The sequence below is a fragment of the Lysobacter daejeonensis GH1-9 genome, assembly GCF_000768355.1.
Classification (GTDB): Bacteria; Pseudomonadota; Gammaproteobacteria; order Xanthomonadales; family Xanthomonadaceae; genus Aerolutibacter; species Aerolutibacter daejeonensis.
Window position 1 is genome coordinate 50,456 of sequence record NZ_AVPU01000018.1, and the last position, 16,542, is coordinate 66,997.

Here is a 16,542-nt window from a genome sequence, read left to right on the forward strand (position 1 = left end):
TGTGTCCACCGCGACGCGCCAAACGGCACCATCGCGGTCATGCCCATCCCGCACTCCCTGTGCGGGGCATCGTGCCGGCCCGGGGCGCTGCCCGCGTGGCCGTCACGTGTCGATCATAGCCGGTTCCGAAGGAGCCGGCGTGACCGCAATTACAACTCGATGTGCGTACCCGACGTCGACGGCGCCACCGGCGGTGGCACGTCGCCGGCCACGTCGCGCCATATCTGGTACATCACGCCGAACATCACCACGTAGATGCCCAGCAGCAGCGCCAGGTACACCGGCAGCGCCAGCACCATGCCCAGCACCGGGTGGATGAGGTTGCCCACCAGCGCCAGCAGCGTCACCACCAGCCCGATCACCAGCGCCACCACGATCAGCGCGACCACCGACACCACGGCCAGCAGCAGCAGCGGCAGCAAGTTCTTCAGCGTGCCACCCAGCCCGTCCTTCAGCGCGCCGCCGAGGCTGCGCCCGGTCAGTGCCACTTGGCCAAAGCCGATCGAATACACGCCGCCCAGGAACACCGCGACCAGGAAACCCAGCCCCACCACCGAACCGAAACCCTCCGGCAGCGCCGGCATGGCATCGGCCGTAGGCGCGCCGCCCTTCTGCGACAGGACCATCATCTGCATGTACCACTCGATGAAGCCCTCACCGACCAGCAGGATCACCACCGAGGCCAGCACCAGGTAGACCAGCACCAGCAGCACGCCGAACAGCACTAGGCGTGCGGCGCCCTGCCCGGCCCGGAACGGCGCCAGCACGTCGCTCGGCCCGACCGGCCGGCCTTGTTCGGCGGCGTGGATGACCCGCAGGTAGCCGCCGACCAGCAGCGACATCAGCACGATCGACACGACCGTGGACAGGCCCATGGCGATCAGCTGGCCGGTGGCGCTGGCGCCCATGGCCTGCAGCATCACCAGTTGCAGCAGGCCCGGCAGCAGCGCGCCGATGGCCACCAGCACCGCACCGCCAAAGACGGCCTTCGGGTTGTGGCGGCCAAGGTTGATGCCGCGCTTGAGCCACTCAAGGCCCTTCATCGGGCCCATCGCACGTGTCGTCATGGAACTGGTTCCCCGGGGGAGCTGGATAGGCGCGCCGGTGCGCGCCAGCCCCGCCATGCTACCCGAGCCGTCAGTGCCCCGACAGGGTGCGCGCGTGGCGGACGAAGCGGCGCAGCACGCGGCGCGCGTGCGGGGTGGCGCTGACCTCGCGCGCCACGGTCTTCGGGCAGCGGCCCTCGCTCAGCAGGGCTTCGCTGCGCGCGTGCACGTAGCCGCGCATGTGGGCGGCGCTGAACTCGGGGTGGAACTGCAGGCCCCAGGCCCGGTCGCCCCAGCGGAAGGCGTGGCAGGCGTCGTGCTCGGAGCGCGCCAGCACGGTGGCACCGACCGGCGGACGCAGCACGGTCTGCAGGTGCGTGGCCTGGGCCGGAAATGCGGGCGGCAGGCCGGCGAACAGCGGATCGTACGCGGCGGTGTCGTGCAAGGCCAAGCCGATGGTGCCCATCTCGCGGCCGGCCGGATGGTCGGCCACCTCACCGCCGAGGGCGTGCGCCAGCAACTGGTGGCCGTAGCAGATACCGAGCAGTGGCATGCCGGCGTGAGCGGCGTCGCGCAGCCAGTCGGCGCTGCGCTCGCTCCAGTCGGCCCGGTCGGTGACCATCGCGCCCGAACCGGTGACCAAAGTGCCCGCGAAACCTTCACGGGTGGGCAGCGGCTCGCCCGCCTGCACGTTGACCACCACGGTCTCGTCGGCCTCCAGCCCGGCGGCGACGCGGATCCAGTGCGGGAAGCCGCGGTGGCGGCGCATCGAGGGCACCGGCTGGCCGGTTTCGAGGATCAGGAACGGGGTGCGGGCGGACTTGGACACGGCGGCAGGCGTTACGACAGCAGGGGGGCGCAGGGGAGCGACCCGTGGAAAGACCTTTCGACCAACTCGATCACGGCCACGCGCCAGCGCCGTCTCCGGGCCGGTGGCTGCAGCCTCACCGCTATACTAGCCCGCCTTGTCGCGTGCATTCCGAGACCATGGCCGCACCCACCTTCCAGGAACTCATCCAGCGCCTGAACGCCTTCTGGGCCGAGCAGGGCTGCGTGCTGATCCAGCCGCTCGACCTGGAGGTCGGCGCCGGCACCTTCCACCCGGCCACCTTCCTGCGCGCGCTGGGTCCGGAGCCGTGGAATGCGGCCTACGTGCAGCCCTGCCGGCGCCCCACCGACGGCCGCTACGGCGAGAACCCCAACCGCCTGCAGCGCTACTACCAGTTCCAGGTGGCGATGAAGCCGTCGCCGGCGAACATCGTCGAGCTGTATTTCGACTCGCTCAAGGCGCTGGGCGTTGACCCCCTGGTGCACGATCTGCGGCTGGTGGAGGACAATTGGGAATCGCCCACGCTGGGCGCGTGGGGCCTGGGCTGGGAGGTGTGGCTCAACGGCATGGAAGTCACCCAGTTCACCTATTTCCAGCAGGCCGGCGGCATTGAGTGCAAGCCGGTGCTGGGCGAGATCACCTACGGCCTCGAGCGGCTGTGCATGTACCTGCAGAACGTCGACAACGTGTTCGACATCGTGTGGACCTATGGCCCCGATGGCACGCCGGTCACCTACCGCGACGTGTACCACCAGAACGAGGTCGAGCAGTCCGCGTACAACTTCGAGCATGCGGATGTGGCCGAGCTGTTCCATCGTTTCGACGCGTGCGAGGCAGAGGCGCTGAAGCTGATCGAGCTGGGCCTGCCGCTGCCGGCGTACGACCAGGTGTGCAAGGCCAGCCACAGCTTCAACCTGCTGGATGCGCGACGCGCGATCAGCGTGACCGAGCGCCAGCGATACATCCTGCGCGTGCGCCGCATCGCGCAGGGCGTGGCCGAGGCGTATTTCGCCCAGCGCGAGAAGCTGGGTTTCCCGGGGCTGAAGCGCGCCGCCAGTACGGAGGCGGCGTGATGTCGACGCAGGCCATGAACAACGGGACGACGATGGAAGACGCGATGACCGGCGACTCGCACGCGCACCAGGCGGCGATGCAGCCGCTGCTGATCGAACTGGGCACCGAGGAGCTGCCGGTCAAGGCACTCGCCGGGCTGGCGCAGGCATTTTTCGACGGCGTGATCGACGGGCTGCACAAGCGCGGCATCGGCTTCGAACGCGAAGGCGCAAAGCCGCTGTACACCCCGCGTCGCCTGACGGTGCTGCTGCCCGGCGTGGCTGGCGAGCAGCCCGAGCAGGCATCGGAAGTGCTGGGGCCCTACCTCAACATCGCGTTGGACGCCGACGGCCAGCCGACCAAGGCGCTGCTGGGCTTCGCCGCCAAGGCTGGCGTGGAGTGGACCGCGCTGCAGAAGACCAGCGACGCCAAGGGCGAGCGTTTCGTGCACCGCGCGGTGAAGCCGGGCCTGCGCACCGCCGAACTGCTGGGCGAGATCGTGCGCGAGGCGATCGCGGCGATGCCGATCCCCAAGCCGATGCGCTGGGGCGCCAACGAGTACGGGTTCGCCCGCCCGGTGCACTGGCTGGTGCTGCTGCTGGGCAAGGACGTGGTCGATGCCGAGGTGCTGGGCGTGCGCAGCGACCGCCTCAGCCGCGGCCACCGCTTCATGCACGACAAGCCGGTGTGGTTCAGCACGCCGGGCGATTACGTCGAGTCGCTGCGCAGCGCCAAGGTGCTGGTCGATCCCGACGAGCGCCGCGCGCGCATCGTGGCTGAGGTCGAGGCCATCGCGCATGCCACGGGCGGCAGCGCGCGCATCGACGCCGGCATCCTCGAGGAGGTCAACGGCCTCACCGAGTGGCCGAAGGCGGTGGCGTGCAGCTTCGAGCGCGAGTTCCTCGCGGTGCCGCAGGAAGCGCTGATCGCGACGATGGAGGCCAACCAGAAGTTCTTCCCGGTGCTGGACGCCGACGGCAAGCTCAGTGAGCACTTCGTCGGCATCGCCAACATCGAGTCGCATGACGAGGCCGAGGTGCGCAAGGGCTACGAGCGCGTGATCCGCCCGCGCTTCGCCGATGCCAAGTTCTTCTTCGTCGAGGACATGAAGCAGGGCCTGGCGTCGATGAACGAAGGCCTGAAGACGGTGACGTACCAGGCCAAGCTGGGCACGGTCGCCGACAAGGTCGCGCGCGTGGCGGCGCTGGCCGAACGCGTGGCGCAGGCGGTGGGCGTGGATCCGGCGCGGGCGCGGCGCGCGGCGGAGCTGTCGAAGGCCGACCTGCAGTCACGCCTGGTCAACGAGTTCCCGGAACTGCAGGGCATCGCCGGACGCTACTACGCCGCGGTGGCCGGCGAGCCGATCGAACTGGCCAACGCGCTGGACGAAGCGTACATGCCGCGCTTTGCCGGCGACGCCATCGCGCCATCCAAGCTGGGCCAGGTGCTGGCGATTGCCGAGCGCCTGGACACGCTGGCCGGCGGCTTTGCCGCAGGCCTGCGCCCCACCGGCAACAAGGACCCGTTCGCCCTGCGCCGCAATGCGCTGGGGCTGGCGCGCACGCTGCTGGAAGGCGGCCACGACGCGCTGCTGCACGAACTGGTCGAAGCCGCGGTGGCGCTGCAGCCAGCCACGCACCCGGAGCTGGGTGCGCTGGACATCACCCAGTTCGTCTACGACCGCCTGCGCGGCTACTACACCGAACAGGGCGTGTCGGCCGCGCAGTTCGAGGCGGTGTACAACGCGGTGCACGAATCATTGCCGGACTTCGACGCGCGCCTGCGCGCCATCGGCGAGTTCAGCAAGCTCCCGGAAGCGGCCGCGCTGGCCGCGGCCAACAAGCGCAGCCGCAACATCCTGCGCAAGGTCGAGGACGTGGTGCCGACCACGGTGGATGCCGCGCTGCTGACCGAACCGGCGGAGCGCGAGCTGGCGGCCGCGGTGGACGCCGCGGTGGCCGACACCGATGCGCTGCTCGATGCCCGCGACTACGTGGCCGTGCTCGGCCGGCTGGCACGACTGCGTCCGCAGGTCGATGCGTTCTTCGATGCGGTGATGGTCAACGCCGACGATGCGGCAGTGCGCAACAACCGCCTCGCCCTGCTGCAGCGGTTGAGCGACCGCTTGGGCAGCGTGGCGGCGATCGAGCAACTGGCGATCTGACCGGTACGCCGGTCGCACATGTACCCATCCGCGAAAGGACTCGCCGCCGCAACGCATGCGGCCCGGTTGGCGTGCCACCGGGCCCATGCAGGTGCCAGCGTTAATCGCGCTTTGACACGCCGTGGGTATCCTGCGGCGATGCGCCCCCTCGCCCGCATCCTCACCTGCACCCTGACGAGCCTGTGCCTGGCCGGCACGGCGCAGGCGGCCAAGGTCACCCGGGTCGACATCCGCGGCCTGGACGAGGCGATGACCACCAACGTGCGCGCCTCGCTGTCGCTGGTGGACGCCATCGACCGCGAGATATCCGGCCGCCGTCTCGGCTACCTGGTGCGCGAAGCCGAGAACGAAACGCGCGAGGCGCTGGAGCCATTCGGCTACTACTCGCCCACCATCACCGTCGAGCGCAACCGCGACGACGAAGCCGCTAGCGTAGTCGTCATCAGCGTGCAGCCCGGCGAGCCGGTGCGGGTACGCGAGTCGGCGGTGGCGATCGATGGCGCCGGCGCGGAGGACCGCTACCTCGACCGCGAGATCGCGGCGTTCACCCCGGGGCCCGGCGACGTCTTCGACCACGCCATCTACGAGGCCAGCAAGGCGCGCATCACCCGTCGCCTGGCGGAGCGCGGCTATTTCGATGCGGACTTCACCGCCCGGCGCGTCGAGGTCACGCGCGCCGAGCATGCCGCCGACATCGACCTGCGCTGGGACAGCGGCGACCGCTACGACATGGGACCCACCACGTTCGTGCAGTCGCCCAAGCGCATCCTGCGCGACGGCATCGTCGAGCACTTCGTGTACTGGGACGAAGGCAGCTACTACCACCAGGGCAAGCTGGACCGCCTGCGCGAGTCGTTGGCCAAGCTCGATTACTTCTCCAGCATCGACATCGAGCCGCGGCCGCAGGACGCGGTGGACGGGCGCGTGCCGACCACGGTGACGCTGACCCCGGCCAAGCGTTCGATCTACACCTCCGGCTTGAGCTACGGCACCGACAGCGGAGCGGGCGTCCGGCTGGGCGTGGAGCGCCGTTACGTCAACGACCGCGGGCACAAGGCGCTGGCGCAGGTGGACTGGGCGGTCAAGCGCAAGACACTGACCACGCAGTACCGCATCCCGGCTTTCGGCTGGATCGACGGCTGGTACACGCTCACCGCGCAGGCCGCCGACGAACAGACCGACTACATCGACAACCGCCGCATCGAGTTGGTTGCTGCCCGCAATGGCGAGATCAATGCGAACTGGAATGCCGTGGCGTCGGTGCACGCGCTGCGCGAACGCTGGGCCTACGAGGCCGAACGCAGGCTCGGCATCGTCGGCCCGCGCGAATTCCGCTATGCCAGCTACCTCTATCCCTCGCTGCGCGGCGAATACCTGGACACCGACGATCGCCTGTACCCGCGGCACGGCTTCGGCGGCGCGGTGATGCTGCGCGGTGGCCTGCAGGGCGCAGGCTCGGATGCCAACTTCCTGCAGGCGCACGTCACCGCACGGCACTACAAAGGCGTGGGCGAGCGCAGTCGGCTGATCACCCGCGGCGAACTGGGCCACACGCTCACCGACGCGCTGGTGGACCTGCCGCCGAGCCTGCGCTTCCATGCCGGCGGCGATCGCAGCATCCGCGGCTACGGCTGGCGCGAGGTCGGCCCGCGCATTGGCGACGATGGCGACAAGTTCCCGGTCGGCGCCAAGAACGTGCTGACCGGCAGCGTGGAGTTCGAGCAGTACTTCAACGAACAGTGGGGCGCGGCGGTGTTCGTCGACAGTGGCAGCGCGTTCAACGACAAGCCCGAATTCCGCACCGGCGTCGGCGTCGGCCTGCGCTGGCGCTCGCCGGTCGGCCCGGTGCGCATCGATGTCGCACGCGGGCTGGACGACCCCGATTCGGGCTTCCAGCTGTACCTCAACATCGGCCCGGACCTGTGACCATGGCGTTCCGGCGACGCAATCCGCTGCAGGACCTGACGCCCGAGGAGCGCGAGGCGCGCATCGCGGAGTTGCGCGCCAGGCGTCGCGCACGCATGCGCTGGCTGGCGGTCCGCGGCAGCCTCGTGGCCGGTGCGCTCACGCTGCTGCTGGCGGCAATGGTGTATTGGCTGCTCACCACGGTGGGCGGGCGCGATGCGCTGCTGAAGCAGATCGTGGCGCGCCTGCCCGACGGCGCGTCGCTGGCATGGCGTTCCGCCGAAGGACCCGCCGCCGGGCCGCTGACCCTGCGCGGCGTTCGCTTCGCCTACACGCCCGCGTGTCCACCGGATGAGGCCGACTGCACGCCGGGCGGCCCGGTGGTGTTCACCGCCGACACGCTGATGCTGGACCCGGCCATTCGCCCGTTGCTCGGGCGCCGGCTGCGGCTGGATGCGTTGCGGATCAGCGGCGCCACGCTGGACCTGCCCAAGGACGACAAGCCGTTCGAACTGCCGCGCTGGCCGGAAGTGCTGCCGGACATCCAGCCGCCACTGGCGTTGCAGGCCGATGACGTGCGCGTCGATGGCCTACGCGTGACCCGCGACGGCGCGCCACTGGTCAACATAAACCACCTGCGCGGCGGCGTGGATGCACAACCGGGCACGCTGCATGTGCAGCGACTGGCGGTGGACAGCGACCGCGGGCGCTTCACCCTGCACGGCGACTACGTGCCCCGCGACGGCTACCGCGCCGATCTCGCCGCCACCGCCGTGTTCCCCGCGCCGGCCGGCACCACGGCACCGCGGTTGGGGCTGGTGGCCCGCGGCGACCTCGCGCGCATGGACGTGGCGGTGGCCGGCCGCGCCCCCGGTGCCGTGCGCGCCATGCTCACGCTGCGCGGCCGCGACCATCCGCGCTGGCAACTGCGCAGTACCGCCGAAGCCTTCGACCCGACGCTGATCGTTGGCGGCGAAGCCGGCGTGCCGCTGGCGTGGTCGCTGCAGGCCGATGGTGTCGAAGGCGCTGCGGACGTGCACGGTCGCGTCACCCGCGACGGGCAGACACTGACGGTGTTGCCCTCGAAGCTGCACCTCAACGAGCAGGTGCTGGATGTGCAACCGCTGGCGCTGGCGCTGCTGGACGGCACCGTCACCCTGCGTGGCCGCGCCGACCTGCGCGATCCCGAGCACGGCACGCTGCGCTTCGCGGTCAATGCGCGGCATCTGCAGTGGGGCGGCCAGGACGGCTCGCCGCCCATCCTCGCCAACGGCAACTTCGGACTCGCGGGCACGCCACAGGCGTGGGCGGCCATCGGCACCGCGCGGCTGGAGCGCGACGGCCAGGCCGCCGACCTGCGCTTTGATGCGCGCGGCAACACCGAGCGCGCCACACTGAAGACCCTACAGGCTCGCATGCCCACCGGCACGCTCGATGCGCGCGGCGACGTTGCATGGGCGCCGACGTTGCGCTGGACGCTCAGCGCCGACCTTGCCGGCTTCGACCCGGGCTACTTCGCGCCGGCGTGGAAGGGCGCGGTGAACGGCGTACTCGCCACGCAAGGCCACACCCGCAATGACGGTGGGCTGGAAGCCACGCTCGACGTACAGCGGCTTGGGGGTCGGCTGCGCGAGCGCGCGCTCGCGGGCCAAGGCCGCCTCGCGCTGCACGGCGCCGCGTCCGGCCGGGGCGAGGACCGTTACGAAGGCGACGTGGCGCTGAGCCTCGGTGCCAGCCGCGTGCAGGCCAAAGGCACCATCGGCAGCACGCTCGACGTGGATGCGCGTTTCACTCCGCTGCACCTGGCCGACCTGCTGCCCGGCGGCGAAGGCACCCTGCAGGGCCAGTTGCGGCTGCGCGGCCCGCGCAACGCACCCGACGTCGACATCGATCTCGATGGCCGCGGCGTCAGCTACGGCGACTACCGCGCCGACACCTTGCTCGCCCGTGGTCGCCTGCCGTGGCGCGGCCGCGATGGCGTGCTGGACGTGCGGGCCACCGGGCTTCAGGCCGGGCTGCCGTTCAACACGCTGGACCTGACCGCGCGTGGCGCGGTGGAAGCGCTGCAACTGGATGCGCACGCCGCCGGCGACATCGGCACGCTGCAGCTGACCGGCAATGCCAACCGTAGCGGCACGCTCTGGCAAGGCACGCTGGCCACACTTGCCTTCGACCCGGCCAAGGGCGCGCAGTGGCGGCTGCAACAGGCCGCGCGGTTCCGCTGGGACGGCCGCAACGGCACGCTCAGCGCCGCCTGCCTTGCATCCAGTGGCGGCGGCACGCTGTGCGCCAGCGCCGACTGGCCGCGCCGCGGGCTGGACGTGGAGGGCAATGGCCTGCCGCTGGCGTTGCTGCAGCCGTACCTGCCCGAGCGCAGCGACCGCCGCCCGTGGCTGCTGCGCGGCGACGTCGCGATCGATGCACAGGTGCGCCCCGTCGGCAACAGCTGGCGCGGCACCGCCACGCTCACCTCCGCCAGCGGCGGCCTGAAGTTCAGTGAACGCGCGCGGCGCGAGCCGGTGCGCTACGGCAACCTCAGCCTGCGCACCACGTTCGATCCACAACGGCTCACCGCCGAACTCGACGCCACGTTCAACGACGACGGCCGCGTCGAAGCACGGGTCGCCACCGGCTGGGACGGCTACGCGCCGCTGGTCGGCGAGATCGCCGTCGACACCGACGAACTGACCTGGATGGAGCTGTTCTCGCCGGACATCGTCGAGCCCACCGGCCGCCTCGCGGGCCGCATCCGGTTGTCGGGCACACGCGCGCAGCCGCTGCTGGGCGGCAACGCGCAACTGACCAATTTCGCCACCGAACTGCCGGCGCTGGCCATCCAGTTGCGCGACGGCGACGTGCGCCTGGACGCGCAGCCCGACGGCAGTGCACGCATCAGCGGTCGCGTGCGTTCCGGCGAAGGCACGCTCACCCTGGATGGCACGCTGGGCTGGCAGGGCGACGACACGCCACTGGTGCTCAACGTGCGCGGCGACAACGTGCTGGTCTCCGACACCCGCGACCTGCGCGCGGTGGCCAGCCCCGACGTGGTGGTGCGCTATGCCGCGGGGCAGCCGCTGCAGGTCACCGGCACCGTCACCGTGCCATCGGCGCGGATGGACCTGGAGCGGCTGGACGAAGGCGTCTCCGCGTCCGACGACGTGGTCGTGCTCGACCCCGCCAACCCCGAGGACACCGGCACGTTGCCGCTGGACCTGGATCTCATCCTCGCGCTGGGCGACGACGTGCAGCTCAAGGGCTTCGGCCTCGACGGCACGCTCGGCGGCCGCCTGCGCGTGCGCGCCCGCCCCGGCCGCGAGATGACCGCCAGCGGCCAGCTCGACGTCGACGGCCGCTACACCGCCTACGGGCAGAAACTCACCATCACCCGCGGCCAACTGGTGTGGTCCGGCGGCCCGGTCGGCAATCCGATCCTCAACATCCGCGCCGAACGCGAAGTGGGCCAGGTCACCGCCGGCGTCGACATCCGCGGGCGTGCCAGCGCGCCGGAAGCCACGGTGTGGTCCAACCCGGCCAGTTCGCAGTCCGAGGCGCTGGCCTACCTCGCCCTCGGCCGGCCGTTGTCCAGCGCCAGCCGCGACGAAAGCCGCCAGCTCAACGCCGCCAGCGCCGCGCTCACCGCCGGCGGCAGCCTGCTCGCCTCGCAGCTGGGCGCGCGCATCGGCCTGGACGATGCCGGCTTGATGGAAAGCCGGGCGCTGGGCGGCAGCGTGTTCGGCGTGGGCAAGTACCTGTCGCCCAAGCTGTATGTCAGCTACGGCGTGTCGATCCTCGGCACCGGCCAGGTACTGACGCTGAAGTACCTGCTGCGCAAGGGCTTCGACATCGAAATCGAATCGAGCACGGTGGAGAACCGCGCCTCGGTCAACTGGCGCAAGGAGAAATAGGCCTCCCGCCGGCGCGGCGCACGGCCCGCTTGGCGTCCACTCAGCCGATCAGCAGGCCGCGCTCCTGCGCGATGCGCGCCAGGTCGGCAGCGTTGCGCGCACCCAGCTTCTCCATCAGGTTGGCGCGGTGCCGGTACAGGGTCTTGACGCTGATGCCCAGGTCGATGGCCAGCGCCTTGGGAGGCTGCTGCGACAGCAGGCCGCGCAGCGTCTCGCGCTCGCGCTGGCTCAGGCGGGTGGCTTCGGCGTTGGCGCGCATCGGCGCGATGTCGCTGCTGAGCACGCGCTCGCCGGCATGCACCCGGCGCAGCGCCGACAGAAGCTCCTGCGCGGCCGCACCCTTGGTGATGTAGCCGTGCGCGCCGTTGTCCATCGCCCGCACCACCAATGCCGGGTCCTCGTGCATGCTGACCACGATCGGCTTGAGCGTGGGCGCGATCGCAAGCAACCCCGGCAGCAGTTGCAGGCCGCTCTGCTGGCCCAGCGAGATATCCACCAGCGCCACGTCCAGCGCATGCAGGCGTACCGCAGCCAGGGCCTCGTCCACGCTGCCGGCCTCGGCCACCACCTGCAGGTCGGGCGCGGCCTCGCACAGGCGCTTGAAGCCCTCGCGCACGATGGCGTGGTCGTCCACCAGCAGGATCCGGATCATCACGTCAGTGTGCCAGCGGCCTTCCTGAAGGCTCCCGAGAATGTTTCCCAATGACAACGGAGGTCAAGCCGTGGCTGGCCGATCAGCCACGTTCGGCAAAGCGCGCGCCCTTGAGCAGCGGACGGCCTTCGACCACGTCGGTCCACACCACGTAGGCGCCGCCGTCGGCCAGCACCAGTTGCGGGAAGCCCGTGGCGCGGCCGCGGCCCTGCAGCTGGGCGACGTCCACGCGCTGCAGCTCGCGCGACAGGTCGGGGGTGTAGCGTGCCAGGTGCAGCGACTGGCCTTGCGGCGTCTCGCGCACCCACAGCACCCAAGCGGCATCGTCGGCGAGCGCCACGTCGACACGGCCCTGCACGGCCTCGCCGCGGTCCACCACCACCGGCGCTGCAAACGCGTCGGCGGCGTTGGTGCTGCGCGCCAGCTTCAGGGCGGGCACGTCGCCGGCGGCGGTGTACCAGCCGACCAGTACGTCGCGGCCATGCGCGGCCAGCGCCGGGCCGTTCACCGGGCAGGCCGGCATGCGCCAGTCGTCGGCATGCGCGCGCACCGGGGCCAACCAGCGCTGGCCGTCATGGCGGGCGACGTAGATGTCCCGGATCTCGCTCTCGGTCCGGTCGCGATAGGCAAGCAGGGTGCGGCCGTCGGTGACGGTGGCGTCGGTCTGGCAGCAGTCGCAGGTGGACAGGTCGAGCGGCTGCTCGTCGTGGCGCTGCAGGGCGGCATCGAAATGCGCGGTGCGCAGGGTCATCATCGGCGTGGCGGGGGCCGGCAAGACCAGGCCTTGCGACGCACTTTCGTTAGCGGCTCCGCGCGTGTCCGCCGTCGTGGCGCTGGCGCCACCGGTGCCCGCGGCCATGCCCGCACCATCGTCGTGACCGCCATGCCCCGCGTGCGCACCCGCGGCCCCCTTCGCCGCGTCTGCCTCCTTGGCGGTGTGGCGACCATCGAGCCAGGCTACGCCGACCCGATCCGGACCGGCCGCCCACAGCGAGACGAAACCGTGTTCGGTCGGCGTGCCGTCGGTGTTGACCAGTACAGGCTTGCTCCAGGTGCGCCCACCGTCCGCCGAGCGCACCAGTGCCACGTCGTAGGCATAGGTCGCCGCCGCCGACTTCTGCAGCCAGTGCGTCCACAGCGCGCCGTCGGCGGTCATCGCCACATGCGGGGTATCGGCCCAGTTGACGAACCAGTCGTCGCCGCGGTCCACCGTCACCGGCGTCCCCCACTCCTGCGCACCGGGCGCGCGCGTGGCCAAGCGCAGCGTGTGGGTCTTGCCGGCCGATTCGATCCACGACAGCACCAGCGTGCCGTCCGGCGCGACGATCAGGTCGGGCTGCGCGGCGCGGCCAGTGGCGGGCAATGGCCAGTCGGACTGCACCAGCGGTGCTGGATCGGGCTGGGCGGTGGCGATGGCCGCATCGGCCGCATCGGCCGCAGACGGAGTGGCGGCGCGGTCATCGGCCGGTTGGCAGGCCGACACGGCCAGCGTCAGTGACGTGGCGAGGGCAAGGGGGGCAAGGATTGGGCGCATTCGCGGAGCGTAGCCCGCGACCGTCGCCACGTCATGTGAACCCGATCAGGCCACCCGGCTGCGCCGCTGCCGGGTCAGGTGCACCAGCAGCAGCGAGATCGCCGCCGGGGTCATGCCCGGAATGCGCTGCGCCTGGCCGATGGTCTGCGGCTGCACGCGCTGCAGCTTCTGCAGCACCTCGGCTGACAGGCCGCGCACACCGGCGTAGTCGAAGTCCGCCGGGATCGCGGTGTCCTCGTGGCGGCGCTGGCGTTCGATCTCGTCGCGCTGGCGGTCAAGGTAACCCGCGTACTTGATGCCGATCTCCACCTGTTCGGCCACCGCGGAATCCTCCACCGCCGGGCCCAGCGACGGCACCGCCATCAGCCTGGCGTAGTCGAGCTCGGGGCGCTTGATCAGGTCGCGCGCGCTGGTTTCGCGGCTGACCTCGATACCCAAGGCCGCACCGATCTCGCGGCCCAGCGCGTTATTGGGGGCGGCCCAGATCGCACCGAGGCGGGTGTTCTCGCGCTCGATGGCCTCCCGTTTTGCGTCGAAGGCCGACCAACGCGCGTCGTCGACGAGGCCCAGGTCTCGGCCCACCGGCGTCAGGCGCAGGTCGGCGTTGTCCTCGCGCAGTTGCAACCGGTACTCGGCGCGGCTGGTGAACATGCGATACGGCTCGCTGGTGCCATGGGTGATCAGGTCGTCGACCAGCACGCCCAGGTACGCCTCGTCGCGGCGCGGGCTCCAGCCTTCATGACCGCGCACGAAGCGCGCGGCGTTCACGCCCGCGAGCAGACCTTGCGCCGCGGCTTCCTCGTAGCCGGTGGTGCCATTGATCTGCCCGGCGAAGAACAGGCCGGCCACCGCCTTGGTTTCCAGCGTGGTCTTCAGGCCGCGCGGGTCGAAGAAGTCGTATTCGATGGCGTAGCCGGCGCGGGTGATGTGCGCCTGCTCGAAGCCGCGGATGCTGCGCACAAGTGCCAGCTGCACGTCGAACGGCAGCGAGGTGGAGATGCCATTGGGGTAGATCTCGGTCACGTCGAGGCCTTCGGGCTCGACGAAGATCTGGTGGCTGTCCTTCTCGGCGAAGCGCACCACCTTGTCCTCGATCGAGGGGCAGTAGCGCGGGCCGATGCCCTCGATCTGGCCGGTGTACAGCGGGCTGCGATCGAGTGCGCCGCGGATGATCTCGTGCGTGCGTTCGCTGGTGTGGGTGATCCAGCACGACACCTGTCGCGGATGGTCAGCCACGCTGCCCATGAACGACATCACCGGACGCGGATCGTCGCCGGGCTGCTCCTCCATCACGCCGTAGTCGAGGCTGCGGCCGTCGATGCGCGGCGGCGTGCCGGTCTTGAGCCGGTCGACCACGAACGGACCTTCGCGCAGCTTGGCCGCCAGTGCCACCGACGGCGGATCGCCCGCGCGGCCCGCGGCGTACGTGGTCGGACCGATGTGCACCTTGCCGGCGAGGAAGGTGCCCGCGGTCAGCACCACCGCCGGTGCGTGGAAGGCCAGGCCGGTCTGGGTGACGACGCCGCGCACCTGGCCGTGGCCGGCGTCGTCGCGCGCGCGGTCGCCGAACAGGATGTCGTCCACCGCGGCCTGGAACACGGTCAGGTTGGCCTGCGCCTCCACCGCGCGGCGGACGAAGGCACGGTACAGCGTCCGATCCGCCTGGCAGCGCGTGGCGCGCACCGCCGGACCCTTGCTGGCGTTGAGCCGGCGCCACTGGATGCCGGCGGCGTCCGCGGCGCGCGCCATGATCCCGCCCAGCGCGTCGATTTCCTTGACCAGGTGGCCCTTGCCGATGCCGCCAATGGCCGGGTTGCAGCTCATCGCGCCCACGGTCTCCACGTTGTGAGTCAGCAGCAACGTGCGCGCACCGGCGCGCGCCGCGGCCAGCGCGGCCTCGGTGCCGGCGTGGCCGCCACCGACCACGATCACGTCGTATTGGAAGAAGTCGCTCATGGCTGAAAGTCTACGCCGATCAATCGCTTGCGTCGCGCGGACGACCGCGGTCACAGAACCACATCGGAAGTTGGCACGCTTCCTGCGTATACCTTCCTGCACCCGGTAGGACAGGCGCGATGCGCCGGCAGGCATTGGAACAGGGGCCCGCCACGTACTTGCAGGGGAAGCCCAGGGGGCCGCATGTCGGGGGACATCGGCCCCCTTTCTTTTGCCTGGACGACGGCAGGGCACGCGCGCCAACGGTGGCGCGGTTGCACGGCGAAATCAAAGGAAAGACACGGCCACCGCCGAGGGACGCCGGGCACCGACTTGGTCGGTGCCGGGCCGGGCGCCGGCACCCGTCGAGGGCGGAACAGGGGGGATCCGTGGTTCCTCGGCGGGCGCCGACTCAGGCTCGTGCAGGCAGATTACGTCGCATTGCGACGCAATCTGTCAATACCCGGCCATCCGGGTCGACGCCGACGTCACGGTTCCTCGGTCCGTCGGCGCTCGCCCTGGCGCTGCTGGGCCTGACGGATCACCCGCTCCACCGGTGAGCCCGAGGTACGGGGGCTTGGCGCGGCCTGGCGCGGCATGGTCATCGCCGGACGAATGCCCTCACCGGACGGCGTCGGCGTCTGCCCCTGCCTGCGGCGAATGATCTCGTCGTAATCGCGCCACGGCGCCGGGCGGTCGCGGCCCGTGTCGCCGGGCTGCGGCGGCCGCGGATACGTCGGATGGCTGTGCGGGTAGTTGTAGTAGGGGTAACGGTAGTACCCGCCATACGGATAGCCGTAGTACGGGTAGCCATAAGCGCCATACGGATAGCGCCCGTAATAGCCGTACGGGTAGGCGCCATACGGGTAGTAGCCGCCGTGGTAGCGGTACTCCGAGTACGGCTGGCCGTAGTAGTAATCGCCACGGCCGCCGCGGTAGCCGTAGTCGGTGGTGACGCAGCCTGCGACCAGGGTCACGGCGACGGCGGGCAGGAGCAGTTTGCGCAACATGGTCGAATCCCCCGGGTGCTTACTGGCAATCTGCGGCCAAGCCATTGAACTATCGCTTAATCCGGCCGGTCCGTCGCGGGCCGCGCCGCAGGCGTTGCCCGGCCTTCAGCTCTGGCCGGCATCGCCGCGGCCGCCGGGTGCGCTAGGCTTCCGCCGATGACCGATCCGACTCCTGCCCTGCCCAGCTTCGAGCACGTCCTCGAAGCCGCCGCCCGCATCGCCCCCCACGCCCACGCCACGCCCGTCCTGCGCTCGCGCAGCCTCGATGCCCTGGCCGGCTGCGAACTGCACTTCAAGGCCGAACCGCTGCAGCGCAGCGGCGCCTTCAAGTTCCGCGGCGCCTGCAACGCAGTGTGGGCGCTGGACGACGCCAACGCCCGCGCGGGCGTGGTCACCCACTCCTCCGGCAACCACGGCGCGGCGCTGGCGCTGGCCGCGCGCACCCGCGGGATCGCCTGCCACGTGGTGGTGCCCGAGGGCGCGGTGGCGGCCAAGCTGGCCGCCATCCG

11 protein-coding genes are annotated in these 16,542 nt (G+C 70.8%); 5 read left to right on the plus strand and 6 right to left on the minus strand.

What is annotated here, in order from left to right; genetic code table 11:
* Positions 1-149 precede the first annotated feature (149 nt).
* On the minus strand, positions 150-1,067 hold the full coding sequence (locus N800_RS10625) for a hypothetical protein (protein ID WP_156962966.1): 918 nt from the start codon (positions 1,065-1,067) through the stop codon (positions 150-152).
* A gap of 70 nt (positions 1,068-1,137) precedes the next feature.
* Positions 1,138-1,875 (minus strand): glutamine amidotransferase, encoded by a 738-nt coding sequence (locus N800_RS10630; RefSeq protein ID WP_036138159.1) that lies wholly within the window; start codon positions 1,873-1,875, stop codon positions 1,138-1,140.
* A gap of 158 nt (positions 1,876-2,033) precedes the next feature.
* Here N800_RS10630 and glyQ point away from each other — a divergent pair, with 158 nt between their 5' ends.
* The 4 genes from glyQ to N800_RS10650 all read left to right on the plus strand — a co-directional run bounded on the left by glyQ (position 2,034) and on the right by N800_RS10650 (position 10,902).
* Positions 2,034-2,948, plus strand: a complete 915-nt coding sequence (gene glyQ / locus N800_RS10635; RefSeq protein ID WP_036138161.1) for a glycine--tRNA ligase subunit alpha — start codon at positions 2,034-2,036, stop codon at positions 2,946-2,948.
* A 77-nt stretch (positions 2,949-3,025) separates the two neighbouring features.
* On the plus strand, positions 3,026-5,092 hold the full coding sequence (gene glyS, locus N800_RS10640; protein WP_036138197.1) for a glycine--tRNA ligase subunit beta: 2,067 nt from the start codon (positions 3,026-3,028) through the stop codon (positions 5,090-5,092).
* A gap of 138 nt (positions 5,093-5,230) precedes the next feature.
* A complete protein-coding gene (locus N800_RS10645; RefSeq protein WP_036138165.1) occupies positions 5,231-7,018 on the plus strand; it encodes an autotransporter assembly complex protein TamA in 1,788 nt (595 codons plus the stop codon).
* Positions 7,019-7,113: 95 nt separating this feature from the next.
* The gene (locus N800_RS10650) at positions 7,114-10,902 is read left to right on the plus strand and encodes a translocation/assembly module TamB domain-containing protein (protein ID WP_425476510.1); all 3,789 of its coding nucleotides are present in this window, start codon (positions 7,114-7,116) and stop codon (positions 10,900-10,902) included.
* A gap of 40 nt (positions 10,903-10,942) precedes the next feature.
* Here N800_RS10650 and N800_RS10655 read toward each other — a convergent pair whose 3' ends face one another.
* The 4 genes from N800_RS10655 to N800_RS10670 form a co-directional block, all read right to left on the minus strand.
* Positions 10,943-11,554 carry a response regulator transcription factor gene (locus tag N800_RS10655; protein WP_036138167.1) on the minus strand — a complete coding sequence of 204 codons (612 nt, stop codon included), beginning with the start codon at positions 11,552-11,554 and terminating at the stop codon, positions 10,943-10,945.
* Positions 11,555-11,636: 82 nt separating this feature from the next.
* Positions 11,637-13,088, minus strand: coding sequence for a sialidase family protein (locus N800_RS10660; protein WP_052108158.1), 1,452 nt, complete (start codon positions 13,086-13,088; stop codon positions 11,637-11,639).
* A 45-nt stretch (positions 13,089-13,133) separates the two neighbouring features.
* On the minus strand, positions 13,134-15,044 hold the full coding sequence (mnmG, locus tag N800_RS10665; RefSeq protein ID WP_036138170.1) for a tRNA uridine-5-carboxymethylaminomethyl(34) synthesis enzyme MnmG: 1,911 nt from the start codon (positions 15,042-15,044) through the stop codon (positions 13,134-13,136).
* A gap of 467 nt (positions 15,045-15,511) precedes the next feature.
* Positions 15,512-16,033: a hypothetical protein gene (locus N800_RS10670; protein ID WP_036138173.1), complete on the minus strand. Its 522-nt coding sequence runs from the start codon at positions 16,031-16,033 to the stop codon at positions 15,512-15,514.
* 156 nt (positions 16,034-16,189) lie between these two features.
* On the opposite strand from N800_RS10670, the gene N800_RS10675 reads away from it, so the two are divergent.
* On the plus strand, positions 16,190-16,542 hold a 353-nt coding region (locus N800_RS10675; RefSeq protein ID WP_036138176.1), incomplete at its 3' end, for a pyridoxal-phosphate dependent enzyme.